Annotated in this window: 23 protein-coding genes and 1 pseudogene; 15 read left to right on the top strand and 9 right to left on the bottom strand. The window is 68.1% G+C overall.

All coding sequences use genetic code 11. The features are described from left to right. Position 1 precedes the first annotated feature (1 nt). From OR37_RS05195 to OR37_RS20655, 8 genes are all read left to right on the top strand, one after another. Complete coding sequence (locus OR37_RS05195) at positions 2-1,180, top strand: efflux RND transporter periplasmic adaptor subunit (protein WP_004616656.1); 1,179 nt, start codon at positions 2-4, stop codon at positions 1,178-1,180. Continuing rightward, on the top strand, positions 1,170-1,589 hold the full coding sequence (locus OR37_RS05190) for a hypothetical protein (protein WP_004616653.1): 420 nt from the start codon (positions 1,170-1,172) through the stop codon (positions 1,587-1,589). The genes OR37_RS05195 and OR37_RS05190 overlap by 11 nt, the downstream gene beginning before the upstream one ends. After that, positions 1,586-4,801, top strand: a complete 3,216-nt coding sequence (locus OR37_RS05185) for an efflux RND transporter permease subunit (protein WP_004616651.1) — start codon at positions 1,586-1,588, stop codon at positions 4,799-4,801. The genes OR37_RS05190 and OR37_RS05185 overlap by 4 nt, the downstream gene beginning before the upstream one ends. A 70-nt stretch (positions 4,802-4,871) precedes the next feature. Continuing rightward, entirely contained in the window at positions 4,872-5,288 is a 417-nt protein-coding gene (gene flgC, locus OR37_RS05180; RefSeq protein ID WP_004616649.1) for a flagellar basal body rod protein FlgC, read from the top strand. Between the two features lie 102 nt (positions 5,289-5,390). Beyond that, positions 5,391-6,281: a cation diffusion facilitator family transporter gene (locus OR37_RS05175; protein ID WP_004616646.1), complete on the top strand. Its 891-nt coding sequence runs from the start codon at positions 5,391-5,393 to the stop codon at positions 6,279-6,281. Positions 6,282-6,352: 71 nt separating this feature from the next. After that, positions 6,353-6,706: a DUF190 domain-containing protein gene (locus tag OR37_RS05170; RefSeq protein WP_004616644.1), complete on the top strand. Its 354-nt coding sequence runs from the start codon at positions 6,353-6,355 to the stop codon at positions 6,704-6,706. Positions 6,707-6,760: 54 nt separating this feature from the next. Beyond that, positions 6,761-6,952 carry a hypothetical protein gene (locus OR37_RS05165; protein WP_004616642.1) on the top strand — a complete coding sequence of 64 codons (192 nt, stop codon included), beginning with the start codon at positions 6,761-6,763 and terminating at the stop codon, positions 6,950-6,952. 26 nt (positions 6,953-6,978) lie between these two features. Then, on the top strand, positions 6,979-8,766 hold the full coding sequence (locus OR37_RS20655; RefSeq protein WP_004616641.1) for an acyltransferase family protein: 1,788 nt from the start codon (positions 6,979-6,981) through the stop codon (positions 8,764-8,766). Here OR37_RS20655 and OR37_RS05155 read toward each other — a convergent pair. Beyond that, positions 8,763-9,155: a hypothetical protein gene (locus OR37_RS05155; RefSeq protein ID WP_035016989.1), complete on the bottom strand. Its 393-nt coding sequence runs from the start codon at positions 9,153-9,155 to the stop codon at positions 8,763-8,765. The genes OR37_RS20655 and OR37_RS05155 overlap by 4 nt on opposite strands. A gap of 116 nt (positions 9,156-9,271) precedes the next feature. Next, positions 9,272-10,381 (bottom strand): HEPN domain-containing protein, encoded by a 1,110-nt coding sequence (locus OR37_RS05150; protein WP_004616639.1) that lies wholly within the window; start codon positions 10,379-10,381, stop codon positions 9,272-9,274. A gap of 889 nt (positions 10,382-11,270) precedes the next feature. Here OR37_RS05150 and OR37_RS05145 point away from each other — a divergent pair. Then, on the top strand, positions 11,271-11,603 hold the full coding sequence (locus OR37_RS05145) for a DUF3768 domain-containing protein (RefSeq protein WP_004616635.1): 333 nt from the start codon (positions 11,271-11,273) through the stop codon (positions 11,601-11,603). A gap of 227 nt (positions 11,604-11,830) precedes the next feature. On the opposite strand, the gene ribH is transcribed toward OR37_RS05145, so the two are convergent. The 4 genes from ribH to ribD are packed head-to-tail and all read right to left on the bottom strand — an operon-like array spanning position 11,831 to position 15,066. Continuing rightward, on the bottom strand, positions 11,831-12,286 hold the full coding sequence (ribH, locus tag OR37_RS05140; RefSeq protein ID WP_004616632.1) for a 6,7-dimethyl-8-ribityllumazine synthase: 456 nt from the start codon (positions 12,284-12,286) through the stop codon (positions 11,831-11,833). Positions 12,287-12,296: 10 nt separating this feature from the next. Next, positions 12,297-13,475, bottom strand: a complete 1,179-nt coding sequence (locus OR37_RS05135) for a bifunctional 3,4-dihydroxy-2-butanone-4-phosphate synthase/GTP cyclohydrolase II (RefSeq protein ID WP_004616631.1) — start codon at positions 13,473-13,475, stop codon at positions 12,297-12,299. Then, a complete protein-coding gene (locus tag OR37_RS05130; protein WP_004616630.1) occupies positions 13,442-14,068 on the bottom strand; it encodes a riboflavin synthase in 627 nt (208 codons plus the stop codon). Before OR37_RS05130 ends, OR37_RS05135 begins: the two co-directional genes overlap by 34 nt. Beyond that, positions 14,068-15,066, bottom strand: coding sequence for a bifunctional diaminohydroxyphosphoribosylaminopyrimidine deaminase/5-amino-6-(5-phosphoribosylamino)uracil reductase RibD (gene ribD / locus OR37_RS05125; protein ID WP_004616629.1), 999 nt, complete (start codon positions 15,064-15,066; stop codon positions 14,068-14,070). The genes OR37_RS05130 and ribD overlap by 1 nt, the downstream gene beginning before the upstream one ends. 144 nt (positions 15,067-15,210) lie before the next feature. Here ribD and OR37_RS05120 point away from each other — a divergent pair, with 144 nt between their 5' ends. The 3 genes from OR37_RS05120 (at position 15,211) to OR37_RS20650 (ending at position 17,863) form a co-directional block, all read left to right on the top strand. Next, a complete protein-coding gene (locus OR37_RS05120) occupies positions 15,211-15,885 on the top strand; it encodes a GntR family transcriptional regulator (RefSeq protein WP_004616628.1) in 675 nt (224 codons plus the stop codon). Between the two features lie 194 nt (positions 15,886-16,079). Beyond that, positions 16,080-16,511 carry a helix-turn-helix domain-containing protein gene (locus tag OR37_RS05115; RefSeq protein WP_004616626.1) on the top strand — a complete coding sequence of 144 codons (432 nt, stop codon included), beginning with the start codon at positions 16,080-16,082 and terminating at the stop codon, positions 16,509-16,511. 83 nt (positions 16,512-16,594) lie between these two features. Then, entirely contained in the window at positions 16,595-17,863 is a 1,269-nt protein-coding gene (locus tag OR37_RS20650; RefSeq protein WP_131368812.1) for a HEPN/Toprim-associated domain-containing protein, read from the top strand. 24 nt (positions 17,864-17,887) lie between these two features. On the opposite strand, the gene OR37_RS05105 is transcribed toward OR37_RS20650, so the two are convergent. Beyond that, complete coding sequence (locus OR37_RS05105) at positions 17,888-21,628, bottom strand: hypothetical protein (RefSeq protein ID WP_004616622.1); 3,741 nt, start codon at positions 21,626-21,628, stop codon at positions 17,888-17,890. Positions 21,629-22,054: 426 nt separating this feature from the next. Here OR37_RS05105 and OR37_RS05100 point away from each other — a divergent pair, with 426 nt between their 5' ends. Beyond that, the gene (locus tag OR37_RS05100; protein ID WP_004616621.1) at positions 22,055-24,301 is read left to right on the top strand and encodes a ParB/RepB/Spo0J family partition protein; all 2,247 of its coding nucleotides are present in this window, start codon (positions 22,055-22,057) and stop codon (positions 24,299-24,301) included. 217 nt (positions 24,302-24,518) lie between these two features. Continuing rightward, positions 24,519-24,878, top strand: coding sequence for a hypothetical protein (locus OR37_RS05095; RefSeq protein ID WP_004616620.1), 360 nt, complete (start codon positions 24,519-24,521; stop codon positions 24,876-24,878). Here OR37_RS05095 and OR37_RS05090 read toward each other — a convergent pair. After that, positions 24,875-25,294, bottom strand: coding sequence for a thermonuclease family protein (locus tag OR37_RS05090; protein ID WP_004616619.1), 420 nt, complete (start codon positions 25,292-25,294; stop codon positions 24,875-24,877). The genes OR37_RS05095 and OR37_RS05090 overlap by 4 nt on opposite strands. A gap of 125 nt (positions 25,295-25,419) precedes the next feature. Then, a pseudogene (locus OR37_RS22395) lies at positions 25,420-25,578 on the bottom strand (DUF736 family protein); the annotation flags it as partial. Between the two features lie 464 nt (positions 25,579-26,042). On the opposite strand from OR37_RS22395, the gene OR37_RS05085 reads away from it, so the two are divergent. Further along, positions 26,043-26,365, top strand: a 323-nt coding sequence (locus OR37_RS05085; RefSeq protein ID WP_004616617.1) for a DUF736 domain-containing protein, incomplete at its 3' end; no start/stop codon positions are given.

The raw sequence follows: 26,365 nt of genomic DNA, 5'->3' as shown, positions 1-26,365 counted from the left end.
CATGAAGTCCAACGATAGAAAGACCCTGCTGACGGCCGTGGCGGTCAGCGCCGTGCTGGCCGCCGGCGCTGGCGCGCTGGTCGGCAAGACCATGCTGTCCTCGCCGGCCAAGGAAGCTCCAGCCGCCGAGGCCAAGGAAGATCACGCCGGCGAAAAGCCCCATGTCGCCATGACCGCCGAGCGCATCACCGCCGACGGCATCCAGCTGGTGACCCTGGCCGGCGGCGGGCTCGACGCCGCCGTACCGGCCCAGGCCACGGTGGTGGCCACGCCCAACGGCGCGGCGATCCTGGCGGCCCGCGCTGACGGCGCCATCGTCCGCATCAACAAGCGCCTGGGCGACCCCGTCGCCGCTGGCGAGGTGATCGCCGCCATCGAAAGCCGCGACGCCGCTGCCATCAGCGCCGACCGCAGCGCGGCGGCCGCCAAGGCCGCGGCCGCCCGTCAGGCCCTGGTCCGTGAGCAGCGCCTGTTCGACGCCAAGATCACCGCTCGCCAGGACCTCGAAGCGGCCCAGCGCGAGGCGGCCATCGCCGAGTCCGAACTGCGGCGCGCCAGTGGCGCCAGCGCCGCCGCTGGCGTCAGTGGCAACGGCCGCACCCTGGCCGTGACCAGCCCGATTTCGGGCCGGATCACCGCCGCCACCGCCACCCTCGGCGCCTATGTCGCGGCCGGTTCCGAACTCTTCCGGGTCGCCGATCCGGGGCGCATCGAGATCCAGGCCGCCTTGCCGGTCGCCGACGCCCAGCGGGTCAAGCCCGGCGACGCGGCCGTGGTCGAGACCGCCAGCGGGTCGGTGAACGCCACCGTGCGCAGCATCACCCCGGCGCTGGACGCCGAGAACCGCTCGGCTACCGCCGTGCTGGCGGTGAGCGGCGAGGCCCCGATGCTGACCCCCGGTCAGGCCTTGCGCGCGCGCATCACCCCGCGCGGCGCCGCCGCCAGCGTCAGCGGCCGCATCTCCGCGCCGGACGAGGCGGTCCAGACCGTCAATGGCGCCGAGGTCGTCTTCGTCCGCACCAAGGACGGCTTCGAGCCGCGTCCCGTCCGGGTCGGTCGTCGTGGCGGCGGCCAGGTTGAGATCCTCTCGGGCGTGCGCACCGGCGAGCAGATCGCCGGCAAGGGCGCCTTCCTGCTGAAGGCCGAACTCGGCAAGGGGGAGGCGAGCCATGAGGACTAAGCTCACCCTGTCTCTGGCAGCTCTGGCCGCCTCGCTCACCACTTCGGCCGTCCAGGCCAAGGACGCGGTGACCATCGATCGCATCGGCGGCCGCGCCGTCGAGATCATCACCGCCTCGGCGCGCGACACCGGCAACGGCCTGCGCGTGTCGGGTCTGGTCCGACGCGCGCCGGGGCGCAGCCTGCCGCCGGTGGCCGCTCACCTCGATGTCAGCGCCTTCGATCCAGACGGGCACTGGGCCATCACCGTCCCCACGCGCCTGGCGGCCCTGAGCCCCCAGCGCACCGACCGTGAGCCGGCCCGCTTTGAGGCGACTTTCCCGCTGCTGCAGCTGGCCTCGGTGACCAAGCTGGAAGTCCGCTATCAGGACAAGCCTCACGCCATGGAAACCGGCGAGGTGGCCCGATGATCGGCCGTATCCTCGACCTTTCGGTCCGCTTCCGCTGGGCCGTCATTGCCCTGGTCACGCTGGTCGCGGCCCTGGGCGTCTACAACCTGGTGCGCCTGCCGATCGACGCGGTGCCCGACATCACCAACAAGCAGGTGCAGATCAACACCGTCTCGGGGACCCTGGCCCCGGCCGAGGTCGAGAAGCTCGTCACCTTCCCGGTGGAGACGGCCATGGCCGGCATCCCCGGCCTGGAGTCCACGCGCTCGATTTCGCGCAACGGCTTTTCCCAAGTGACCATCGTCTTCAAGGAAAAGACCGACATCTACTTTGCCCGCCAGCAGGTGGCCGAGCGCCTGACCCAGGTGCGCCAAAGCCTGCCGGCCGGGGCCGAGCCCGCCATGGGCCCGATCTCCTCGGGTCTGGGCGAGGTCCTGATGTGGACCGTGGCCTTCGAGCATCCGGGCGGCAAGGGCGCCAAGGTCACCGAAGGTTCGCCAGGCTGGCAAAGCGACGGGTCCTACCTGACCTCGACCGGGGAGCGGCTATCCGATCCCACCGCCCAGGCGGCGTTCCTGCGCGAAGTGCAGGATTGGATCGTCCGGCCCCAGATGCGCTCGGTCGCAGGCGTGGCCGGCGTCGACTCCATCGGCGGCTTCGAAAAGCAGTTCGTCGTTCAGCCCGATCCGACCCGCATGGCCTCGGTGGGCGTCTCGTTCAACGACCTGGCCAAGGCTCTGGAAGCGGCCAACCTCGCCGTCGGCGCCAACTTCGTCGAGAAGGGCGGGGAAGCCTTCCTCGTCCGCGCCGACGCTCGCGTGCGCACCGTCGACGAGATCGCCAACGCCACGGTCGCGGCGCGTGAAGGCGTCTCGATCCGCGTCCGCGACGTCGCCACCGTCAAGCTGGGCGGCGCCCTGCGCACCGGCGCGGCCTCGGAGAACGGCGAAGAGGTCGTGGTCGGCACCGTGCTGATGCTGACCGGCGAGAATAGCCGCACCGTCGCCGGCGCTTCGGCCGAGAAGCTGATCGAGGTGGCCAAGAGCCTGCCGGTCGGCGTGAAGGTCCAGGTGGTCTACGACCGCTCCAAGCTGGTCGGCGCGACCATCAAGACCGTCGAGAAGAACCTGACCGAAGGCGCGCTGCTGGTCATCGTGGTGCTCTTCCTGCTGCTCGGGAACTTCCGCGCCGCCTTGATCACCGCCCTGGTTATCCCGCTCTCGATGCTGATGACCGCCATCGGCATGAACAAGCTGGGCGTCTCTGGCAATCTGATGAGCCTGGGGGCGCTGGACTTTGGCCTCATCGTCGATGGGGCCGTCATCATCGTCGAGAACGCCTTGCGGCGCCTGGCCGAGCGCCAGCACCACGAGGGCCGTCTCCTGACGCTGTCGGAGCGCCTGGGCGAAACCCGTGAGGCCGCCCGCGAGATGATCGCGCCGACCGTCTACGGCCAGGCGATCATCCTCCTGGTCTATGCGCCGCTGCTGACCTTCACCGGCGTCGAGGGCAAGACCTTCTCGCCCATGGCCATCACCGTGATGCTGGCCCTGGCCGGCGCCTTCGTCCTGTCGCTGACCTTCATCCCGGCCATGATCGCCCTCTTGATCAACGGCAAGGTGGCCGAGAAGGAAGTCGCGCCGGTCCGCTGGACCAAGTCCCGCTATGAGCCGCTGCTGCACAAGGTCGTGGCCAAGCCCTGGCCGGTGATCGGCGGGGCGGTGGCGCTGTTTGTCGTCGCGGCCGTGACCTTCGGGTTCCTGGGCCGGGAGTTCACGCCGCAGCTCGACGAGAAGGACATGGCCGTCCAGGCCCTGCGCATCCCGTCGACCTCGCTGGAGCAGTCGCTGCGCATGCAGCGGCGGATCGAGCGGGTGGTGGCGACCTTCCCGGAGGTGGCGTTCGTCTACTCCAAGACCGGCACGGCCGAAGTCGCCAGCGACCCCATGCCGCCCAACGCCTCGGACGCCTTCATCATCCTCAAGCCCAAGGACGAGTGGCCCAACAAGAACGAGACCAAGGCCGAGCTGATCAGCCGCATCGAGCACAAGCTGGAAGGCCTGACAGGCAACGCCTACGAGTTCAGCCAGCCGATCCAGATGCGCTTCAACGAACTGATCGCCGGCGTGCGCGGTGACGTGGCCATCAAGGTCTATGGCGACGATCTCGACGCCATGAGCCGCACGGCCGAGGAGATCGCTACGGTCCTGCGGACGGTGAAGGGGGCGGCCGACGTCAAGGTCGAGCAGACCTCGGGCTTCCCGACCCTGGACGTCCAACTCGACCGCGACGCCATCGGCCGCCTGGGCCTAACGGTCGAAGAGGTCGCCGACACCCTGGCCGTGGCCATGGGCGGCCGCGAGGCCGGTCTGGTCTTCCAGGGCGACCGTCGCTTTGACGTCGTGGTCCGCCTGCCGGACGCCAGCCGCAACGATCTCGACGCGGTCGGCGCCCTGCCGGTGATGCTACCCGAACGGGCCGGCGGCGCTCGCGCCTCGGTGCCGCTGCGCGACGTCGCCAAGTTCTCCTATTCGGAAGGCCTCAACCAGGTCAGCCGCGAGAACGGCAAGCGCCGCGTCGTGGTCCAGGCCAACGTCCGTGGCGCGGATCTCGGCTCCTTCGTGGGCGAAGCCCAGCAGAAGGTCGATACGCAGGTCAAACTGCCGGCCGGCTCTTGGCTGGTCTGGGGCGGGCAGTTTGAGAACCTCAAGGCCGCCCAGGCGCGCCTGGCCCTCGTCGTGCCGCTCTGCTTCCTGCTGATCTTCGGCCTGCTCTACATGGCCCTGGGCGGCATCGCACCGGCCGCGGCGGTGTTCTCGGCCATTCCGCTGGCTTTGGCCGGCGGTGTCTTCGGCCTGGCCCTGCGCGGCATCCCGTTCTCGGTGTCGGCCGCCGTCGGCTTCATCGCGCTCTCGGGCGTGGCGGTGCTGAACGGCCTGGTGATGATGACCGCCATCCGCCAGCGCCTGGCCACGGGCATGCCACTTGAGAAAGCGATCATCGACGGGGCCATGGAGCGCCTGCGGCCGGTGATGATGACCGGTCTCGTCGCCTCCCTGGGCTTCGTGCCCATGGCCCTGGCGACCGGCACCGGCGCTGAAGTCCAGCGTCCGCTAGCCACGGTCGTCATCGGCGGCCTGATCACCGCCACGGCCCTGACGCTCTTCGTCCTGCCGGCCATCTGTCGCTTCGTCCTGCGCAAGGCCGAAACCGGGAGTCCTGAACAAGCCTGAGCCTGGGGCGGCGCGTCGAGCTGGTCTCGGCGCGCCGCTCGTTCTTCACATCCACCTGCGGAGCACTTGAATGAGTAAGCCGATTGAAGGGGGAAGCACGGCGATCGCCGTGTCGGGACTACAAGCCCAGAAGAAGCGTATTCAGATCCTCGCCGAGAACATCGCCAACGCCAACTCGACGGCTCGAACCGCCGGCGGAGAGCCCTACCGCCGCCAGATTCCGGTCTTCAAGGTCGAGCAGATGGGCGGGGACGAGGGGGTGGTGCTGAGCGGCGTTAAGGCCGATCCCAAGCCCTTCCCGCAAGCCTATGATCCTGGCCATCCGGCGGCCAACGCCGCTGGCTATGTGCTGCTGCCCAACGTCAACAGCCTGGCCGAGAGCCTCGATCTCAAGCAGGCCATGAAAGCCTACGAGGCCAATCTCAACGTCCTCGACACCCAGGACGCGATGGAGAAGGCCACCCTTTCCATCCTCGACAAGAAATAGACGTCAGGGTCGCGCGCGAGGCTCGCATTTGGCGGGTTTCGTGCGTTGATCCCCCAAACTTGGCAGGCGCTTTTCGGCGCACGGGAAGAGGAGAGGTTTTCAATGGGAGCTGGACACGATCACGGCGCGAGCCAGGCCAACGGCAAGCGGCTGGCCATGGCTCTGGCGCTGACCTCGACATTCCTGATCGCCGAGGTCGTCGCCGGCATCGCCTTCAACAGCCTGGCGCTGCTGTCGGACGCCGCGCACATGTTCACCGACGCCGCCGCCCTGGCCATCGCCCTGGCGGCGATCCGTGTCGGCCAGCGTAAGCCCACCGAGGACTTCACCTTCGGCTATCGGCGCTTTGAGATCCTCGCGGCGGCCTTCAACGCCATCCTGCTGTTCGGCGTCGCCATCTATGTCCTGGTCGAAGGCGTCAAGCGCATCCTCAACCCCGAGCCCGTCGGCTCGGTGGGGATGTTCATCGTCGCGGCGCTGGGCCTCGTCATCAACCTAGTCTCCATGCGTCTTCTGGCCAGCCACAAGGACAAGAGCCTCAACGTCAAGGGCGCCTATCTCGAGGTCTGGGCCGATATGCTCGGCTCGCTGGGCGTGGTCGTCGGGGCCGTCGTCATCAAGATCACCGGCTGGCGGTTCGTCGACCCGATCGTGGCCATCGGCATCGGCCTATGGGTGTTGCCGCGCACCTGGATCCTTTTGAAGGACACCACCCGAATCCTCCTCGAAGGCGCGCCTCCTGGAATGGCCCTGGCCGGCGTACGCAAGGCCATTACCGAGACCCCTGGGGTGGCCAGTGTCCACGAACTGCATCTGTGGACCACGGGCGCGGACAAGGCGGTCTGCACCGTCCATGTCGTGCTGGCGGAGGGGGCGCAGGGCGAGGCCGTGCGCACCGCGATCGCCACCCGACTAGAGACCGACTTCGACCTGCACCACGTCACGATCCAGACCGAAGTGACCGAGTGCGGGGAGGAGGGGCGGCACGCTTAGGCGGCCGCTCCTCAATCTGCTGGCCGCCCCAGACCTTGGGGCGCGCCAGACTTCAGAGCGTGAGGTGACGCGTGAACGAAGACGACCTGCACATCCTGCGGATCTACCTGGACGCCGGCGCGACCCTAAACGGGGTCGCATATGACGCGGTGCTGATGGCGCGCGCCCGCGAAATGGACATCGCCGGCGCGGCGGTGCTGCGTATCGAGGAGGCCTTTGGCGAGGCGGTGCTGCACGGCGCCAAGGCCCGGGATCTGGCTCCCGAACAGCATTTGATCGTCGAGATGGTCGACAGCCGCGCCAAGCTCGACGCATTGGCCGCGACCTTGGAAGTGGCCGCCGATGTGGGGTTGGCGACCATCGGCAAGATCCAGGTCGTCGCCTATGGCGGCCATCGCCACCGCACCGGGGCCGCGCCCGCCTAGCGCGGAGCAAGGCCCGTCCCGACCCGTCCCACGGCAAGTTTTCAGGAGCAGCACATGACCAATCCCAATCCCCCCAAGCCCGACGCGGCGAGCAGCACCGATAGCAAGCCGTCATCGTCCCCGGAGCCCGCGCCCCGCAAGGAAGGCGGCATGATCGACGAGGGCGGCCCGACCGGCGGCAATGTCGAGGGCGTCGAGAGCGAAACCGAAACGCGCCGCGATGGCGGCATGCTCGGCGAGGGCTAGGCCATCAACATCCCGGGGGGGGGACCATGTATCCAGCCGATCTTCGATCCCTGACCGGCTTGCGCATCGTCGCGGCCGCCTGGGTGCTCGTCTATCACTTCCGCAATCGCCTCGGTCTCGACCTCGAACGGTTCGGCCTGATCGCCAAGGGCTATCTCGGGATCGATCTCTTCTTCATCCTGTCGGGCTTCATCCTCTCCCATGTCTATCTGAAGGCTTGGTCCGAGGGGCGCTTCCGATACGGTTCCTTCCTGTGGGCCCGCCTGGCGCGGCTCTATCCTGTGCATCTGCTGACCCTGGACGCGACCATCGTCCTCTGGGCAATGGGCCGCTGGACCGGCGCCAGCTTCGAGACACAGGCCTTCGATCCCGCCGCCATCCCCCAGCATCTGATGCTGATCCACGCCTGGTGGTCGACGCCAACCGTGCAGTGGAATTTCCCATCCTGGTCGATCTCGGCCGAATGGTTCGCCTATCTGCTGTTCCCGGCGGCGGCCGTCACATCCATCGCCTTGCGCGCGCGTCCCGTCCTGGCCGTGGCGCTGGCGATCGTCCTGCTCTTCGCGCTCGACGGGATCGTGCAGACCTTCGGCGGATCGCTGACCCGGCTGACCGCCCAGGGCGGGGCGTTGCGGATCGTGCCGTCCTTCGCCATGGGCGTGGCCCTGCATCGGCTGGGCGCGACACGGTCGATGTCGCCAGGGCTGGCGCTGCTGGGTACGGGTCTCGCCGTGGGCTGGATCGTCCTGTCCACCTCCGTGGGCCTGGCCGATCGCTGGATCTGGCCGGGCTTGGCGGCGCTGATCTTCTGCCTGGCGGAAACGGACAAGGCTGGGCGCGCCAGCGTCCTGGCCGCGCCGCTGGCGGTTTATCTCGGTGAGGTGTCCTACGCGGTCTACATGACCCACTTGCCGGTCGACATTGCCTATTTCGAAGCCCTGGACCGCCTGCCGGCGCCGCCGGCCGGGGTCTGGGCCTGGGCCGCCTGGCTCGGGGTCCTGGCGGTGTGCCTCTTTGTATCTGTGGCGGTCTATCACGCGGTCGAGCGACCGGCCGGCGCTGGCTGCGGGAGAACGATCCGTTCCGCGGACCCGCAGAGTAGGACGAACCGAGTTCCAGGGCCCGCCGGGCAAACCCGGCGGGCGCGCCAAGACGGCGCTCTAGCCTTTGTCGGCGGTAGTCTCCGGGCGCCGGAGCACTTCGCCGTGCGCGCGGATCGGTTCTACCGCACCACCAAAGCCGATGACGAAGGTGGAGTCCGTGCCGCCCCAGCTGATCGACACGTGGGCCACGAAGATCAGCGGTTCGCGCACCTTGACGATCGATTGCAGGCGCCGACCACGGCGAGCGAAGTCGAACCGCTGGCCCAGGCCATCCGGACGGATCGTGGTCACAACCACGTCGCCGGGTTTGAGGTCGTGGTCACGGCAGGTCACGACGAACCGCCAGCCGGCGTGGCGGCGCACGATGTCGAGCCGAAAGCGTCCGTTCTCAAGATCGATCCGGTGGGGGTCGTCGTCGGGCTGTTTATAGAGGCTGAGGATTTCCTCGGCCTGCCGTTGCCAGAGCCAGACCAGGCTGGCGATCAGGACGATCAGGACCAGCAGCACGGCGGCCGTCATGGCCCAGGGATGGGCGGCGGCATAGAGGGTCAAGTCATGGATCGGGCTCACGGAGCGACGCTCCGGTTATCGATCGACGACAGCAGAGTGGAGGCGCGCGCGGGCGCATGGAGCCGCGACGTGCGGCCTGAAGACTTCAGAAACATGGGAATCCTCGAACACGAAGGACGCGGCCAGGGCCGCGCGGTCTAGGCGATAGGTTCGAGGTCGGATCTAGGTGGGCGGTCTTGTGGGTTGCCGGTCAGGCCGGCGCGGTGGTCGTTGTCCAGCCGGAATCGAGCCGCTGCGGTGGTCGCGACGGCCGGAGCGTCGGCGTCTGCGGCCTGATCGTGAAGGGGCGGGCCGTCGGCATGGTGATGGTGCGCGCCCGAGGCGGGCGCCTCGGATGCGTGAGGATCGGTCGGAGGCTGGACCGCGCTCTGCCTCAGGGAAGTTGAGGCGTCCTGGGCCGCGGCGCCCGGAGGTTCTGCCGCTTGGTTCAGCGCGCTGGTGGCCTGAACGACGTCTGCGTCGAGATGGGCCTGCTCGGCTGGCGCCTGCACGGACAGCACCGCCATCAGCAGGGCGGCGAAAGCCACCATTGCCTGTCGGACGGTTTTGAACGCAGTGAGGCCCACGGTTCCCCCAGGTGAATGAACCGGCGCATTGTCGCGCTTTCGGCTCGGTTCTTCAATGCTGGATGCTCGGTCTGGGGCCGCTAGGCTGTGGTTTCGGGTGGCGGGGGCGGCGTCAGGTCGAGACCAAGGCGGGCTTGGCCAAAGCGCAGGATCAGATAGCGGGTTGCGCGCTCGAGACCCAGGAGGGTCGGGGCGCGTTCCAGGATCTTGCGGAGGTCTTTGTCGTTGACGATGGGCTGGCCGCCTTGGACGTCGTTGAGCCGATGGCTGGGCTCGACCCAGCCAGCGAAAGACTGGCCGGTATGGACGAAGCGGCTTCGCAGGTCGTAGGCCGCGCCGATGGACGCCTTGAAGCGATCAGGCTGGAAGCACCAGAATGCCGCCTCGGCCTCGCCCCCTTCGAAGAAGGGCTGATCGATATAGTCCATGAAGGTGGTCACGAACCGTCGCTTGATTTCGAACAGTCGCTTTCGCAATGCACTGCCGGCCGCCTTGCCGTCCGGCAGGTCCTTCTCGATCCGCTGAAGAAGGTCTTCAAGGTCCGGGTCTAGCAGCCGCCCGCCGGCCGGGTATTGAGCTTCGGAGATGATCTCGCCGGCCGTGATCAGGTGCAGATAGGCCTGTTCGGGATCGTGCTCGCTGCTCTGTAGCGCGCGCATGTAGAAGCGGCACGCGGCGTCGAAGGCGTGCAGGGCCGGGATGTCGCGCGTGCCGGTCCAGACGGGATAGAGACGGGTGACCTCTTCCAGGTTCAGCAGGACGGGCAGGGTCTTGCGCGGACGGTGGTTGTTCTGCGGCAGCTCCGGATCGGTGAAGGTCGAGAACGCGCTGAGATCGGGCAGGTTGAAGATGCCATCGTTCTGCAGCGAGCCATGGGCGTCGAAGCGCTTGCCGAACAGTACGCTCATACCCGCCGCGAACATCTCGCCGTAGCCGGCATATTGCGGGACCACGACGCCTGGGGCCTTCTCGTAGTCGTCGGTCAGAAACGCGGCCACGAAGGCGCCGCGCGCATTGCGATCGGCCAGCATCCTCTGGCGCGCCGCCCGGTTTCCAAGGCTGGGCCAGGCATGGGTGATCAGGAGATCATCGCCGGCGAACTCGCCGATGAACCAGCTGGTCGATGAGATCAGGACCCGCTGGACGCGGTTGGATGGCCGAAGGCCCTCGGCGACTTTGCTGTCCGTCACATCGTCCTCGCGCGGTTCGGGATGAAGCCTTTCGCGCCACCGCAGGATCACGCAGGCAAAGCGTGGTGGTGTCCCGGGCCAGGCCCAGGACACCGATGACGCCTTAGCAGACGACCTGGAGGCCGCCGCTGTTACAGAGGATGAGCACCTGGTCGCCGACGACGAACATGTGGAAGCCGCGACGGCGCACCTCGGCTTCGAGCTGCTCCATGGACGCGAGGAAGTTGACCCAGCCGATATTGCGGCGAACGAGCCCGCCGTTGCGAGCTTGGCGGGATTGGAAAATGCGTTGAATAAATGGATTTATCACTGTATATAGACCTTATTGCTTTCAGTTCATTTTGTTTCTTTCTCAGTCGTCGGTTTTAAGTGGCGCTGAAAACGGGTTGGAAGAATTCCAATCCTACTTCTATACTACCACAAAACTTGCCCGTTGTCAAGCTTGGTTAACGCTGTTCGCTGAGCGATAGGGCGTGGACATCGGCCAGGCGGGCGCCGCCCGGCGCTTCCGCGCCAGGCTTTGCCCCAAGATCGAGACCGTCCGGCGGTCACGCTCGGTCCCGCGGCTTTCGCCGCTCCCTCGGGCGCGACCTTGCAGGCAAGCTTTGGCTTGCCGCCGGACGCTCGACGCCGCCTCCCGCCACGCCCTTCGGGCGGGCTCCTGTGCAGGCTTCATTGTCATGAGCGCCCGCTGACGCGGGCGCGCGGGCTTAGGGCTCCGCCCTCGGCGCGCGCCGGATCGTCTTCCGCCCAGCTTCGGACGGCCTTGCCGTCCTGCAGCCGGGTCCCCGCGAAGACGCCCCTCTGCTTGCACACCCGGTCTCGCCGACGGGCGTCGGGGTCAGGCGCGCCTTGCGCCCTGACCCCGAGCACCGAGGAGAATATTCCTATGACCGAGCAAGACCATTCCGCCGCGATCGCGGTCCTGAACGACGCCTGCCGCGCCGAGCCCGGCGCGGGCTGGGTGATGACCCAGGGCGTCTGGGCGCTGCCCGAGGCCGACAGGCTCAAGGCCTTCGCGGCCGTGACCGCGTTCTCGGACTTCTCCGAAGACAACGACCCGCACGGCGAACGCGACTTCGGCGCCTTCGAGATCGCCAGCGCCAAGCTCCTCTGGAAGATCGACTACTACGACCTCGACCTGGACAAGGGATCGCCGGACCCGGCCGACCCCGCCGTCACCAAGCGCATCCTGACCCTGATGTTGGCCGAGGAATACTGACGCTGAAGGCCCCCGCCGCCCTCGGGCGGCGGGGGCTGGTGTCGGCGACGCAATTGCCCGTGCGGCCGATCCTTCGGGATCGGCCGTTTTCGTGTCGCCGGGTCAGCGTCTCCATCAAGGCCGCAGGGCAGGCGAGGGACCATCCCTGCGGCGGCCAGACCTTCGGCGCGTGGTCAAGGGCGTCTTATCGAGCGCTGTCTGACGTGCGCCAGCGTCCGAGGCGGAGATCAGGCGGCCTGCTGGGTGATCGCCTTCAAGGCCCGACAGGCGTCCAGGCAGGCCTTGGCGGCTTCACGGCCCTTGTTCTCCTCATCCTCACGGCTGCGCGCCTGGGCCTGTTCCTCGTCATAGGTGGTCAGGACGCCGAAGGTGATCGGGCGCTGGGCGTTCAGCCCCGCCGTCATCAGGCCATGGGCGACGGCCTGGCTGATGTATTCGAAGTGGGCGGTGTCACCCTTGATGACGCAGCCCAGACAGATCACCCCGTCGAACCGTCCGGTTTGGGCCAGGGTCTGGGCGATCAGCGGGAGTTCATAGGCGCCAGGCGCTTCGACGATGGCCTCGGGGGGCAGCACGACGCCCTCGGCGTCGAGGACCGCGCGGGCGCCCTCCATCAGGCCATCGACGATCTCGCGATTGAAGCGGCTGACGACCAGGGCGATGCGGGGAAGGTCGGTTGACATAGGGGGCCTTTCAGGCGGCGTGGCCAAGGTCGTGGCCCAAGCGGTCGCGCTTGGTGGTGAGATAGGCGGCGTTGTCGTCGGTCTGCCGGACCAGGACCGGCACGCGCTCGACGACCTCCAGGCCAGCAGCGGTCATCGCCTCGACCTTGCGCGGGTTGTTGGTCATCAGCCGGACACGCCCCACGCCCAGGGCCTGCAGAATCTGGCCGGCGGCCCCATAGTCGCGGGCGTCGTCCACGAAGCCCAAGGCGTGGTTGGCCGACACCGTGTCCAGCCCCTGGTCCTGCAGGGCGTAGGCGGCGATCTTGTTGGCCAGGCCCAGGCCGCGACCTTCATGGCCGCCGACATAGACCAGCACGCCGCCATCCTGTCCGATCCGGTCCAGCGACGCCCGCAACTGCTCGCCGCAATCGCAACGCCGCGAGCCCAGGGCGTCGCCGGTCAGGCACTCGGAATGGACCCGCACTAGCGGCGCGGCGCCATCACGGGGGGCGGCGATCAGGGCCAGATGCTCGGCGTCCTGCGTGCGGAACGCCACGACCTCGAAGGTCCCGTGTTCGGTGGGCAGGTTGGCGCGCGCCACCTCGGTCACCGCGCGCCGGTGTTCCACCAGCTCGGCGATCGAGACCACCGGCAGGCCATGACGGGCGGCGAAGGCGTCGAGCGAGGGCCCTCGCGCCATCGCCCCGTCGGGGTTCATGATCTCGCAGATCACCGCCGCCGGGCGCAGGCCGGCCAGCGTCACCAGGTCGATCGAGGCCTCGGTGTGGCCGCGCCGGACCAGGACGCCGCCGGGGGCCGCGCGCAGCGGGAAGACATGTCCCGGCGAGACCAGGTCGGCGGCCGTCGCGTCCGGCGCCGTGGCCGCCGCGATGGTCATGGCCCGGTCGTGGGCCGAGATGCCGGTGTCGATGCCGACCGCCGCCTCGATCGACACGGTGAAGGCCGTGCCGCGCCGGGTGCGGTTGTCGGCGACCATCGGCGCCAGGTTCAGCCGCTCGACGGCCTGGGCCTCCAGCGACAGGCAGATGAGGCCGCTGCCTTCCTTGGCCATGAAGGCGATGGCGGCGGCGTCGACATGCTCGGCGGCCATGACCAGGTCGCCTTCGTTCTCCCGGTCGATGTCGTCGACCACGATGATCATGCCGCCCGCCTTCAGGCGTTCGAGCGCTTCAGATAGGCGTGACATAGCCGCTCCGCATATTTGGCCAGCACGTCGACTTCGACATTGACGAGATCGCCGAGGCGCGCGTGCTGCAGGGTGGTGTGGGTCCAGGTGTGGGGAATGAGCGCCACACCGACGGTGAAGGGGGCGCCGGGCTCGGCCGCGGCGACATCGGTCAGGGTCATGCTAACGCCGTTCAGCGCGATCGAGCCCTTCTCGACGCAGTAGGGCCAAAGCGCGCCGGGCAGGGCAAGGCGCATGCGCCGGTCGTCGTCGCCGCCGGTGATGGCCACGATCCGCGCCAGGCCGTCGACATGGCCCTGCACCAGATGGCCCGACAGCCGCATCGAAAGCCGCAAGGCCCGCTCGAGATTGACGGCGGCCCCGACGCTCAGGTGCGGGAAGGTGCTGCGCGAAAGGGTTTCGGCGCTCAGGAAGAAGCTCGCCTCACCGCTGGCGTCCCGGTCGGTCACGGTCAGGCAGACGCCATTGACCGCGACGCTTTCGCCAAGGTCGAGATCGGCAAAGCCGGTGGCGAGGCCGATCCGCAAGGCGCCGTCGGCCTCGGGCCGCACCCAGCGGGTCTCGCCGACGGTTTCGATGATTCCGGAAAACATCAGGCGGCGATCTCCAGGTCTTGGGCCAGCAGGGTCTCGACCCGATCCACGCCGCCGCTCGGGTCAGCGGCCCGGATCAGCACGTGTTCGTCCCAGAGGCCGCTGGCCAGCACCGCGCCGCTCAGGGTCGGGCCGGCCTCGACCAGCACCTCCAGCGCGCCGTCTGCAGCCAGCTCGGTCAGCAGGCCCGGCCAGTCGGGGTGGACCGATGGGACAAGGCCCCGTTCGCGGGCCTGGACGAGATAGGACGCCGGCACCCGGCCGCGCCGATCGAGAATGGCCAGGCGGCGCCGGGTCGTGCGGGGGTCGGCCACCCGCCGGACGGTGAACCAGGGATTGTCGGCCAGGATCGTGCCCGAGCCCGTGACGATCGCGTCGGCCCGGCGGCGCAGGCTGTGCGCTAGATCCAGCGAGGCCTCGCTGGTGAAGGTCTTGGACCCGGCCGGCGGGATCATCGCGCCGTCGGCGCGCAGCGCCTGCTTGACCGTTACCCAGGGGCGTCCGGTTCGCACCCGGCGGGAAAACGGGGCGATCAGTCGGGCGCAGCGCCGGGCCAGGGCCGATGCGTCGGGATGGGGAAGGTCGGCTGCGAAGCCGATGATGAGGCCAGCATCGCCCAGCGCCTGGGCGCCGCCGCCGGCGACAGCGGGGTTGGGGTCGCGCGCGCCGATCCACACCGCGCGAACCGGGCTGGCCAGGATCGCCGCGACGCAGGGCGGGGTGCGGCCCTGGTGGTTGCAGGGCTCCAGCGTGACCACCAGCGCCGCGATCGCGTCCAGGCGGCCGGCCTGGCGGCACACGTCCAGCACGGCGGCCTCGGCGTGGGCCAGGCCCGCGCCGTGATGGGCCCCGACCGCCAGGATCTCGCCATCGGCGGCCAGCGCGGCGCACCCGACGGGCGGATTGGGCGCGGTGGCGCCGGCCAGGGCCGCGCCGGCCAGGAGGGCCTGGTCGAAGGCGGCGGCGACGGCACCGGGGAAGGGGAGGGACAACGACATGGCGGCGACTTAGGGCGTCGCGTGGCGCCGGGCCAAGCGCTCGTCGCCGATTGAAAACCTTACATTTTAGAGCCCATCACAAATGACGCCGCCGCGTTTTGTCCCTAGGAACTTGGCCATGAAGTCGTCGATCGCGCCCCGCCCATGAAGGGGCCCCTCAATAGCGTCGCGCCGCACGGCGCCTGGTCGCCCGGTCTCCAGAAGACCCGGCTCTACGACCTCCTCCTGCAGGACATCATCCTGGGTGACCTGCCGCCCATGCAGGTCCTGGAGGAGAAGGCCCTGGCCGCGCGCTATGCCGGCGGGGTGGCGGGGATCCGCGACGCGCTCGGCCGCCTCGCCATCGAGGGCCTGGTCGTGCGCCGGCCGCGCGTCGGCACCATCGTCGCCCCGCTCGACGTCGCCGAGATCGAGCACGCCTTCCAGGTCCGGCGCATGCTGGAAGGCCGGACGGCCGCCCTGGCGGCGCGCAATCGCCGTCCCGCCGACATCCTGGCCATCGTCGACGCGTTCGACGGCGCCGAGGCGGCGATCGCGGCGGGGGACTTTCGCGCCATGCTGGCCATGGACCTGGCCTTCCACCGCGCCGTCGCCGTCGCCGCCCAGAACCCGACCCTGGCGCGGTTCGTGATCGCGCTGCAGAACGTGGCGACCCGGTTCTGGATCTGGCAGATGGAAAAGCAGTCGCCCGAAAGCCAGCTCGAAGACGTCGCCCTGCATCGCGGGCTTGGCCAGGCGATCGCCGAGGGCGATGCGGCCCTGGCCGAGCGCCTGTGCGAGCAGCTGATCGGCAATCCGCCCAGCGGCGAGTCGAGCTGACCCGCCGGGCGGATCGTTGTCCTGATGGCTTCGAGCCGTCCTCGGGACGGGCTTCAGCTGCAACTTAATCGGGCCAGCCTTTCGCGTCTGGGCTGAAATCGAGCCCCGCGCGACCGCCGGCTGCTGGCCAGACCGCGCGAACACCGCTCAACCCAATTTGTCCTTCGAGCAGATTTCCACTACGGAGCGTCGCCGTGACATCCGAACCATCGCCCCACTATGTCGACCTGCACGTCGGCGCGCGTCTGCGCCTGCGCCGTAAGGCGATGGGTCTCAGCCAGTCCGCCGTCGCCGACGCCGTCGGCCTGACCTTCCAGCAGCTGCAGAAGTACGAGCGCGGCGCCAATCGGATCAGCGCCTCGAAGCTTCACGCCCTGGCCCACGTGCTGACGACGTCGGTGAGCTGGTTCTTCGACGGCTTGCCTGACCCGGTGACTCCCGACAGCGCGCTGAACGAAGAGGGGCAGCGGGCCTCGCGCGTGGTCCAGGCGTTCCTGATGTCGTCGGAAGGCCTCGAACTGGCCCAGCAATGGCCGACCCTGCGCGGACCTGCGCGCCGTCAGATCCTGGGGCTGATCCGGGCGATGGCCGAGGTGGACGATGCGGGCGAGGACGCCGCCGCCTAGTCCGGGTCGATGACCGTCGCCAATACGCTCACGGGCGACTTGAACCCTCCGCCCAGGCGCCGCTCCATGACGCCATGGGCTCGATGATTCACCTCACCCTTGGCCGGATCACCCTGGATTGGGGCAAGAACGAGGGGTTCACAAACCATAGCGCCCTGTTCCGGCCAGGCGACCTGACCCAGGTGCCCTACTACTACGCGGCCGATGAGGACGATCCGAAACGCACGCACCTGCCGCTCGTCACGACCTCGGACGACTTCAGCTACCGGCTGATCACGAAGATGCAGGAGGGCTACTCGGCCCCGCTGAGCGTCGTGGCCCGACGCCTGCTTCTCCTAGGCCATACGGACGCCTTCTGTCGCGACGAGTTCGAGGCGCTGGGCGAAATGGTGTCCTGTCGCCACGACTTCACGTTCGACGAGCTGACGGCGATGCTCTCGACAGCGGACTTCAGCACGGCGGCCTTCGCGCCCGATAAGGGTTCGGAAGAGTTCACCGAGTTCTTTTTCGACCATGTCCTGCCGATCGCGGGGCCTGATGGCGCCGGTCGGATGTTCTCTCAAAGCCGTCGAGACAGCGATATCGACGGCTTGACGCCCTACACGATCATCCGGCTGCTAGCCGCCAACCCGACGGCTCAGCAACTACCCGTGACGTGGCAGTTCGCCGATGTCGCCGAAGGGGGCTGGGCGCCGCGCGCGTCGTTTGACGCCCCCTTGAAGCAAAGCCGCCGGTTCCTGGTGGTGACCGAGGGGTCATCCGACGTGAACATCCTCAGGCACGGCCTGAACCTGCTCTATCCGGACTTGGCCGACTTCTTCGATTTCGTCGACATGCAGGAGGGCTACCCGTTCTCCGGCACCGGCAATCTCTACAATTTCATCCGTGGCCTGATCAGCATCAAGATCCAGAACAACATCGTGGTCGTCTTCGACAACGACAACGAAGGCGTGTTCAACTGGGAGCGATCGTCGCGCCTGAACGCGCCGCCGAACATGCGCATCGTCAAGCTGCCCGATCTCGAGCGCTTCAAGGCGTTCCGGACCCTGGGGCCTTCCGGCGAGCATGTCGGCGACATCAACGGCACGGCCGCCGCGATAGAGTGCTACCTCGATGTGGGGCCCGCGCCGACGATCCGCTGGACAAGCTATGACCACAAGCGCGAGCGCTACCAGGGCGTGATCGTGGGCAAGGAAGAACTTCAGAAGGCCTTTCTGGCCCAGAAGCAGGTCGATCCCGACTACGACTACTCTGGCCTGGAAGCGATCTTGGCCATGTTGACGGCTGAATGCATCGCGATCACGGAGCAAGAGGCCAAGGCCGTGTTGGCCGCCGAGCGCTTCGACGCCTGACAGCCTGAGCAATGACCGGGCGGACTAGACGTCACGCGCATTGCGCAGGCGCACCTCTCGGTCTTCTCGCTCGGCGTCATGGCGCCAGGTCGCCTCCATGGCTTTCAGCAGCCTTTGCGTCCGAGGCCATGACTTGGCCGCCGCCGCCCAGGCAGCATACTGGTCGGCCAGATCGCGCTCCTGCTGGCCGCCATCATCCATACCGCGTGTGGTGACGCCGCGCTTGTTGAAGCGCTCGATCCGAACCCCGGTCTCCACGTCCTCCGATTTCGCCCGCTCGATTTCGGCGGCGACGACCGGTCCCGGCCAGAATGGCTCTACCTGGGTCGAGTGGGCCAGGGCGTGGCCGACATATTGGTCGGTGATCGGCGCGCGGCCGTTCTCGCGCCCCAGAGCGCGGACGGTGTCGACCCAGGCCGAAAGGACGTCGCTGTCGACTCCTTCGTCCGTTGCGCCGGGCAGGGTGTCGAAGTTCATCAACAGGCGGAACGACTGGGTCGCCGACGAGATTTCCGCTTCCGACGCATTCTCGGAAGGGGCCTCTCCCTCGGCCCTGAACACCGTCTTGATCAGTTGGAAGAAGAACTCTGGGCTCTCGGCCATGTAGCGGTAGATCGTCAGGCTTCGCTCGCCGTGCTCGATCAAGGGCAGCAGCGCGAACTCGCGCGCGGCCACCACGTCCACCGAAGCGTCGGGCCGTGGGTCCAGCGCCCCCAGGGCGCCTTCGACGTAGAACGCCGTCATAGTGTCGGCCTGGACCCGCCCGTCATTGACCTCGGAGACGAGAGCGTCGAGCATCCGCAGGATCACGCTCGTCGGAAACTCGTCCCATTGATCATAGGCGGCGCGAAGAGCGGCGCTGGCCCGGCCGACCACCAGATAGAAAAGGGCGCCTTCCAGGACGTCGCCGGCGGCCAGACGCATCCCGGGCTTGTTGCGCCAATAGGCGATGGCGACATCGTCACCCAGCTCGCCGACGAAGGCCCAGGTCTCCGGCGTGTCCGGCCAGTGTAGGCAAAGATCAGCGACCGCCTCAGGCGTGGCGCCACTGCCCTGGACCTGGAGGATGACCTCCTTCCAGGCGGCCTGGCTTTGCGGTTGGTCCCGAAACTGATGATAGCTCACCCCGCTCAGCATCCGCGCGAACGTGAGCAGGCCGGGATCCTTCAGCGCTGTCTGGAAGAGGGCGAAGACATCCTGCGGATCTTTCAAAATGTCGGTAATGGCGATGGCGACGTCATAGCCCGTCTCCGGAGCGCCGCGAACGACACTGAGCACACCCGCTGGGCCTAGGGCCTCGTACAAGGCCGCCAAGGCCTTTTGCCGCTGCGCCTTGAGATCGGCCATCGCCTGCTCGTAGTCGCGCATCGCCATCGGCATGTCGGTGAACAGCGTGCGGGTGGTCACCACCAGGTCTTCCGTTCCGAACCGGCTGGTCACGGCCTGGTAGGCCCGCAATTCGTCAGCCTGGATCGCCCACGCGGTGGATGCGAACGCTTCGTGGCGCTTCAGCTCCTTGCGCAGGGCGTGCCAGACCTCGGTCCGGTCCTCGGTCGACATCGCCGCGCGGACCATATCCAGCCGCTCGAAGGCGAGCGCGCGATGGTCCGGCGGCAAATCGACCAGTCGCCGGATCAGGGCGACCCAGCGTTCGGCGCTCGCGCCGGCCTGGTCGATCAGCGTGGCCGTGACATACCGGGTGCATTGCGCCAGCAGGCCGTGCGTCATGGTCTCGCGATCACCGCCCCCGTCGCGCAGCCTGGGCCGGACCGTGGCGAGGGAGGTGTCCTGACGGCCGGGCAGGATATCCAGGAGCAGTTGCCATCCAACGTTCGGAGAGGTCGCCAACAAATCCTCGAGCACATCGCGGCGGTCTTCCCAGGATGCGTTAGTCCCGGGGTTCCAGAGCAGGAAGATCGATCGCAACGTGCTCTTGGGCCTGTTGGCGTAGCGGCCGCCCGGATCGATCTCGGCCAGGCGCGTCAGGGCCAAGGCCACCCGCCCGAACAGGTCGGGCGACCAGGCCAGGGCTTCCAGCGCCCAGAGGACATTCGTGTAAGCGCCCGATCGGCCGAAGGTGTCTCCGCTTTCGGCAAACAGGGCCAGGGCCTTAGGCTGTTCCCCCTCGAGCAAATGCTCGAGGGCTTCCAGGAAAGGGTCGGGTGCGGCCTCCGCCAGGACGATCAGCTCGTCGCGCAAGCTGGCCATCAGGCTGGCGTCAGCCTTCAGGCCGGGGAGGTTGGAGATCAGATCGTCGACATAGGCCTGCGGTGTCTTGTGCGGGACGTCGAGGTGGGCTTCCTCGTGGAGCAGGGCGATTTGCAGGAGAGTCTGGGCCATCCCCTTACGGAGAAACCGACTGTGGCTGTAGCTGTCCTCGACCGGCGCAAAGGCATCGTCGGACGGCGCGGCCACCTCTGAGAAGACCGCGGTGGCGACCTTCTCGAACCGTTCGAGATCGTCCTGGGTGAGCCACTTTCCAAGCTGGACGAACGCATCGACGGGCGCGCGCGTCAGCCAGATTGGATGCTCGCGCTCAATGAACGGGTCCTGTTCGGCCAGAAGCGGCTGCAGCGTCCGCATCAGGTCGATGTAGCTTCCCGGCTCATTGAGGTCGCCGAGCCGATCCCGGTCCGACTCCTGGTCGGTGTTCCAGCTGCCGGCCAGCATGGCCGGCAACAACTCGCGCCCCTTCTGGGCCCAGCGCGGGGGCTCGATGTTCTCCGCCGGTTTGCGCCGCGCCAGGATCGTCACGCTGCGGCTGATCGTGCGTGCCAGGTCTCGACCTTGCTGGCCTTCGAAACCCATTGTCTTAAGGGCCGTGGCCATCTCCTGGACCGTGGGTCTGGGCAGGACCGCTTCACGACGACCGGGCTGGTCCTGGCCCAGCGCGATCACCGTCGGACCGGCGCTGGCCAGGGCGCCGCTCATGGGCATGGCCGCCTCCGTCGGGAGGAAGACGAGATCCTTGTAGGCGAGGAGCTGGCGGGCGGCGTCATCGGTGCGCGGCACCAAGGTGCGCGCTTCCAGGTGCTGGCGCTTGTCGTCGGGGGCGCGACGGATGGCTGCGACAGCGAAGGCGATCACTTCGCTCGGGGAATCGGCGATCAGGGGGTAGCGGCTAGGATCACCCAGAAGCGCCTGGATCAGGGTTTCGGCCGCGCGCTCACGCCCGGCGAGGATCACGTCCTCGGTCAGCGGGGGATCGAACCGGCGTGAATAGAACTCCCAGTATTCGTCCGTGCTCAGCGCCCCGTCCTTGGGGTAGTTGCCGATGACCTGGCGCGCCCATTTCGACGCCACGGCCGGGCGCTCTTCGAGCCAGGTTTCCAGCTGGACGCCGTCGATGAGCCGCACGTCCTTCCACACGTACTCGGCCTTCAGCGCGTCGACGAAATCGTGCAGCTTTACGGTCGGGGTGTCCCAGGTCTGCGGAGTAACGAAGACGAAGGTCATCGTCTTGCGCTTGTCCTCGTCGATCTCCTTGGAGCGTGTCTCGAAATCCTTGCGGGCCTTGGTTGAGATCGCCTTCTCGGCGCCGAATTCCCAGATCGAACGCCCGTCGGGCACGAACGGGCTGGTCACCGCTGTCTCGACCACGCCGTCGAAACCACGGACCCGGCCCTTGTCGCCTTCGGGGAACCGGTAGTGGCTGATATCGGACACCGTAGCGCGGATCAGCGCCCCGACGAGGCCAGGTAGGCTGGACGGTCCCTGCGTGGTCCCGGCCCAGGTTTCCAGATGCCGCGCGGTGATCCATTTCATCGGACGCTTCTCCACAATCTGAGCGTGGCAATAGCAGGCCTGTCGCTCGTCGGTCGAGGGCAGCGTAAGCGATGAAGGTAGACTGACGCTGGCGATAGAGCGCGGTCGAACAGGCGCGTGTTAGGGCGACGACGGATGATCGTGCACCTGCGCGAGCCGCACCGTCGCCTTGACCGAGCCCGGCCGGACCCACCGGAAGGGTTTTTTCGGGCGCTCCGCGCCCGTGGGCTTAGGGCTCCGCCCCCAGCGCGCTTCGGATCGCCTTCCGCCCAGCTTCGGTCGCGATGGCAAGGATCGCCTCGCTGGCAGCGACGACCTGCAGCCGGGTCCCCGCGAAGGCGCCCCTCCGCTTCACCCCCGACCTCGCCGGTGGGCAGGGTTTCAGGCGCGCTTTGCGCCTGCACCCCTGTCCCAAGGAGGCAGATCATGACTACCCCTCACAGCCCAGCGGCCCCGCAAGAGCCGACCCCGGCGCCCAAGATCGGCGGTCTCGTCGTCCAGTTCGGCGAGGTGCGGGATATCCCGCTCAATCGCCTGAAGGCCTCGCCCAAGAACGTCCGCAAGGTCAGTCACACCCCGACCGCCATCGAGTCCCGCGCCGCCTCGATCTCCTACAAGGGCGTTCTCCAGCCCCTGGTGGTCGAGCCCGAGATCAAGGACGGCCGCGAAACCGGCTACTATCTCGTCAGCGCCGGGGAGAGCCGCCGTCAGGCCCTGCGCCTGCTGGCCCAGCGCAAGGCCGTGGCCAAGGGCGCGCCGGTGCGGTGCGTGGTCGATACGACCAACGACCCGGCCGAGGTGTCGCTGGATGAGAACTTCAGCCGCGAGATGCTGCACCCGGCCGACCAGTACGAAGCATTCAAGGATCAGGCCGACCGCAAGGGTTACAGCGCCGAGGAGATCGCCGCGCGCTACGGCATCAAGCCCGACATCGTGCGTCAGCGCCTTCGCCTGGGCGCGGTCGCGCCCGAACTGCTGGACCTCTACCGCGAGGAAGTCCTGACGCTGGAGCAGGTGACGGCCTTCGCGGTGAACCCGGACACCGAGCGTCAGCTTCAGGTCTACAAGCAAATGTCGCCGCACGGCCTTCAGCCCTACGCGATCCGTCGCAGCATGACCGAAATGAAGGTTTCGGCCGACGACCGGCGCGTGGTGTTCCTGGGGCTGGACGCCTATGTCGCGGCGGGCGGGCCGGTGCTGCGCGACCTCTTCACCGAGAACAACGCCGGATGGATCGAGGACGTCGTTCTCCTCGATCGGCTGGTCGCTGAAAAGCTCGCGGCCCTGGCGCAGGACATCCGCGACCGCGAGGGCTGGAAGTGGGCCAGCGCTCATCTGGAAGTCCCGCACGGCCACGGGTTCGGGCGCATCTGGGAGCACCTGCTGACCATCGTCGGCAAGGACAGCGCGACCATGGCCGCACTGCAGGCCGAAGAAGCGGCGCTGACCGACGAATGGGCCGATGTCGAACCCCTGCCGCCGGAAGTCGTCGCCCGCTTCGAGGCGATCGCCGACGCCCTGGAAAGCTTCACCGACGTCTACGGCCATACGCCCGAAGAGAAGGCGCGGGCCGGGGTGATGGTGGTGCTGACGCCGTCCGGCGAGGCGCGGATCGACCGAGGCTTCGTGCGCCCCGAAGACGAGCCCGCGCCTGAGGAAGAGACGGCCGAGGAGGACGCGGACGAAGAGGCCGCCCATCTTACCCCCGAGCAGGATCGCTTCCTGGACGACGACCAGGACCAGGACCAGGAAGGCGACGGCGAGGTCGAGGCCGAGGCCGAGGAGCCCGCCGGGGACCCGGCCGCGCCCCTGCCCGAACGGGTGATCGCCGAACTGACCGCCCATCGCACCGCCGCCCTGCGCGACGCCTTGGCCCAGAGCCCCGATCTGGCGCAGCTGGCGATGGTCCACGCGCTGGTCAGCCGGGTGTTCGCCCTGGGCGCCCCGGCGACCTGCCTCGACATTCGGTGGGGCTCGCGCAACCTCAACGACTTCGGCGAGGGGATCGAGGACAGCCCGGCGGGACTGGCCATCGCCGAGCGCCACCAGCTTTGGGCGCGGCAGGTCCCGCGCGCGCCCGAGGACATCTGGACGTTCATCGTCGGCCTCGACGGCGACAGTCGCGCGGGCCTTCTGGCCCACTGCGTGAGCCTGACGGTGGATGGCGTGCGGTCGTGGGAGCGCAAGGACCGGACCGTCCTGGGCCATGTCGAAACCCTGGCCACGGCGCTCGATCTCGACATGCGCGCGTACTGGAAGCCGACCGCCGTCCGCTATCTCGACCGGGTGACCAAGGCCCAGATCACCGCCGCCGTCGCGGACGGCGTGTCGGGCGAGGCGGCCGAGCGCCTCTCCGGCATGAAGAAGCCCGCCATGGTCGAGACGGCCGAACCGCTGCTGGTCGAAGCAGGCTGGCTGCCGGTCCTGCTGCGCACGACCAGCGCACAGCCTGCCGAGGTCGGCGCCGAACCCGGCGGAGAGGTCGAGCCGCCTTCGCAAGCCGAGGCGACCATGACCGGCGAGGAGGACACCGCCGCGCCTTCGACCGGGTCTGAGCCGCATGGCGAGGGCGAGCCGCCGCTCTGCGATCTTGACGCGGTGTTGTCGGACGCGGTGGTCCTGCCCGACGACGACGAGGCCAGGGTGGAGGCCCTGCTGACGGCGGCGGAGTAGGGGATGGGCGGCCGAAAGGCCGCCCATCATCCTGTATGGACGGGGGCGGCCGATCCTTCGGGATCGGCCGCTCTGGTTCCAACGGGACAATGGATCAGGGGCGGAGGAGGGGGGCGAGGGTCCATCTCTGCGACGGCCCGGTTCGCGGGGAGCATCCTGTCAGCGACGATGACGCCGCAGCCACGCTGGCCAGGAGACTGAAAAGACAAAGCTGTGGATGTCGTTGGCGCGGGCCGGATCGCTCGGCGCCCCCTGGTTGGAATCGTCCTATCCCGGCCCGATGATCACCCAAGCCGAGATCGACGCGCTCCTGGCGGCCATGCAGGCCGAGTTCGACAAGACGGGCGACGATGGGGATCGGCCCGGACTGATCTCCTTCCAGCGAGACGACTGGGTTGGGATGGCGCTGCCGACCTGCTGCACCTCGCCAGCACGCGGGATCCGTTATCGCGGCATCCAGATCAAGGTCAGCAAGGAGCGCGAGACGCGGGTCTGGACGCGGGCCGAGGCCCTGGCCCTCGGCGAGATCGCGGAGTCGTTCGAAGACCTCAAGAGCATCGCGGACGCCAAGGTCTAGCGCGCCTTGCGTGGCGCGGCGCCCGGCGCCCAGGCGCCGCGCCCGGCCGCCTTGGCTTCGGCCTGGGCCTCCGTATAGGCGCCCTTGCTGTAGGCGCGCCACTCTGTGGCCAGGCCCGACCGGATCATGGCGGCGTTGAGATCGGGCGAGGCGCTCGACCAGCAGCGCGCCACCTGTCGGCCATAGCGGTCCTGGTCGACCACGCGACACCCCACGCGTTCGCGCGTGAGGCTGACGAGGAGGTCCCGCGCGTCGTAGGCCAGCGGTTCCGCCGGCGTCTTGCCGCGCCGGACCTCCGGGGCGTCGACACCGAACAGTCGGATGGAGGTCTTGCCACAGCGCAGGGTGTCGCCGTCATGCACATTGGGCGCGGTGCAGGCGATGATCCCGGCGGACAAGATGGCGAGCATGGTCATGCTGGCCGTCTAACCTGCGTCGCCCGTTCGCTCCAGGCGCCTGCCAGGCCGTCCGGTAACCTCGTCGTCAAGTTAATGGCCCGCCGCGCCCGCCCCGCCGAATCCGCGGGGCAGGGCCGGCCGCCTTAGTCTTCCCTGGAGCCATTGCTCGGCGACCAGATCATCGTCTCGACCTTGTCCATCTCGACTAGGGTCACGTCGACCACGCGGCCGAACGAAGGATTGTCCGGATCGACCGAGCGGTAGACCGGGCCTTCCTCGCTGGGCTTGAGCCAGGCCGCGCCCGGGTCGGCCCCGCCGCACGTGTGTGGAAGTCCGGGGGGCTGTCGCTCGCCTAGTCGACGACCGGGCGGATCGGGACCTTCTTGTTGAGGCCTAGGGTGTCGAAGCCGCCCGTCACCAAGCCTTCAGATCGGACGGTGAACACGCCGTCGGCGGACATGAAGGTCTCTCCAAAAGATCTTCGCCGGGCGCGTCGAGCGCGTTCTCTTCTGGCCTGATCTGACCGGGGATCGGTCCGTCCCCGCAACCTTGGCTCTGGCTTTTCTTCCCCTGGGGCCGCGCGCCCCATTCCTCGCGAGGCAAGAAACTTCGACGCCTTTGGTCCTCCGCCGAGGCTCCGGGAGCGCGCCCACAAACCTGCCATGAACGGGCAGGGCGCGCCCTGCGGGGCGGACTTCGACCCCGGTCCAGCGATCGCCATCGAGGCCGCGATCGGCGCGGCCCGGACAAGATCGGAGAGACCACCATGTCCACCATCGGCATCTTCACCGCCAATGCTGACGGCTCGTTCACGGGCGACATCGACACCCTGGCCCTCAAGCTCAAGAAGGTCCAAATCCGCCCGGTCGCCGACAAGGCCAGCGACAATCACCCGGACTACCGCATCACCTGCGGCAAGGCCAATCTGGGCGCGGCCTGGCTCAAGACCAGCAAGGAAGGCAAGGTCTATCGCTCGGTCCGCCTGGACGATCCCTCGTTCGGCCGCCCGATCGACGCCATCCTGATCGAGATGGACAAGGTCGAGACGATGATCTGGTCGCGCAGCAACGGCTCCAGGGAAGACTGTAC

This window comes from Caulobacter vibrioides OR37 (assembly GCF_000372645.1).
In the GTDB taxonomy this organism is placed as follows: domain Bacteria; phylum Pseudomonadota; class Alphaproteobacteria; order Caulobacterales; family Caulobacteraceae; genus Caulobacter; species Caulobacter vibrioides_E.
Note: the sequence above shows the minus strand (reverse complement) of the source record. Positions and strands in the feature narration are given on the sequence as shown.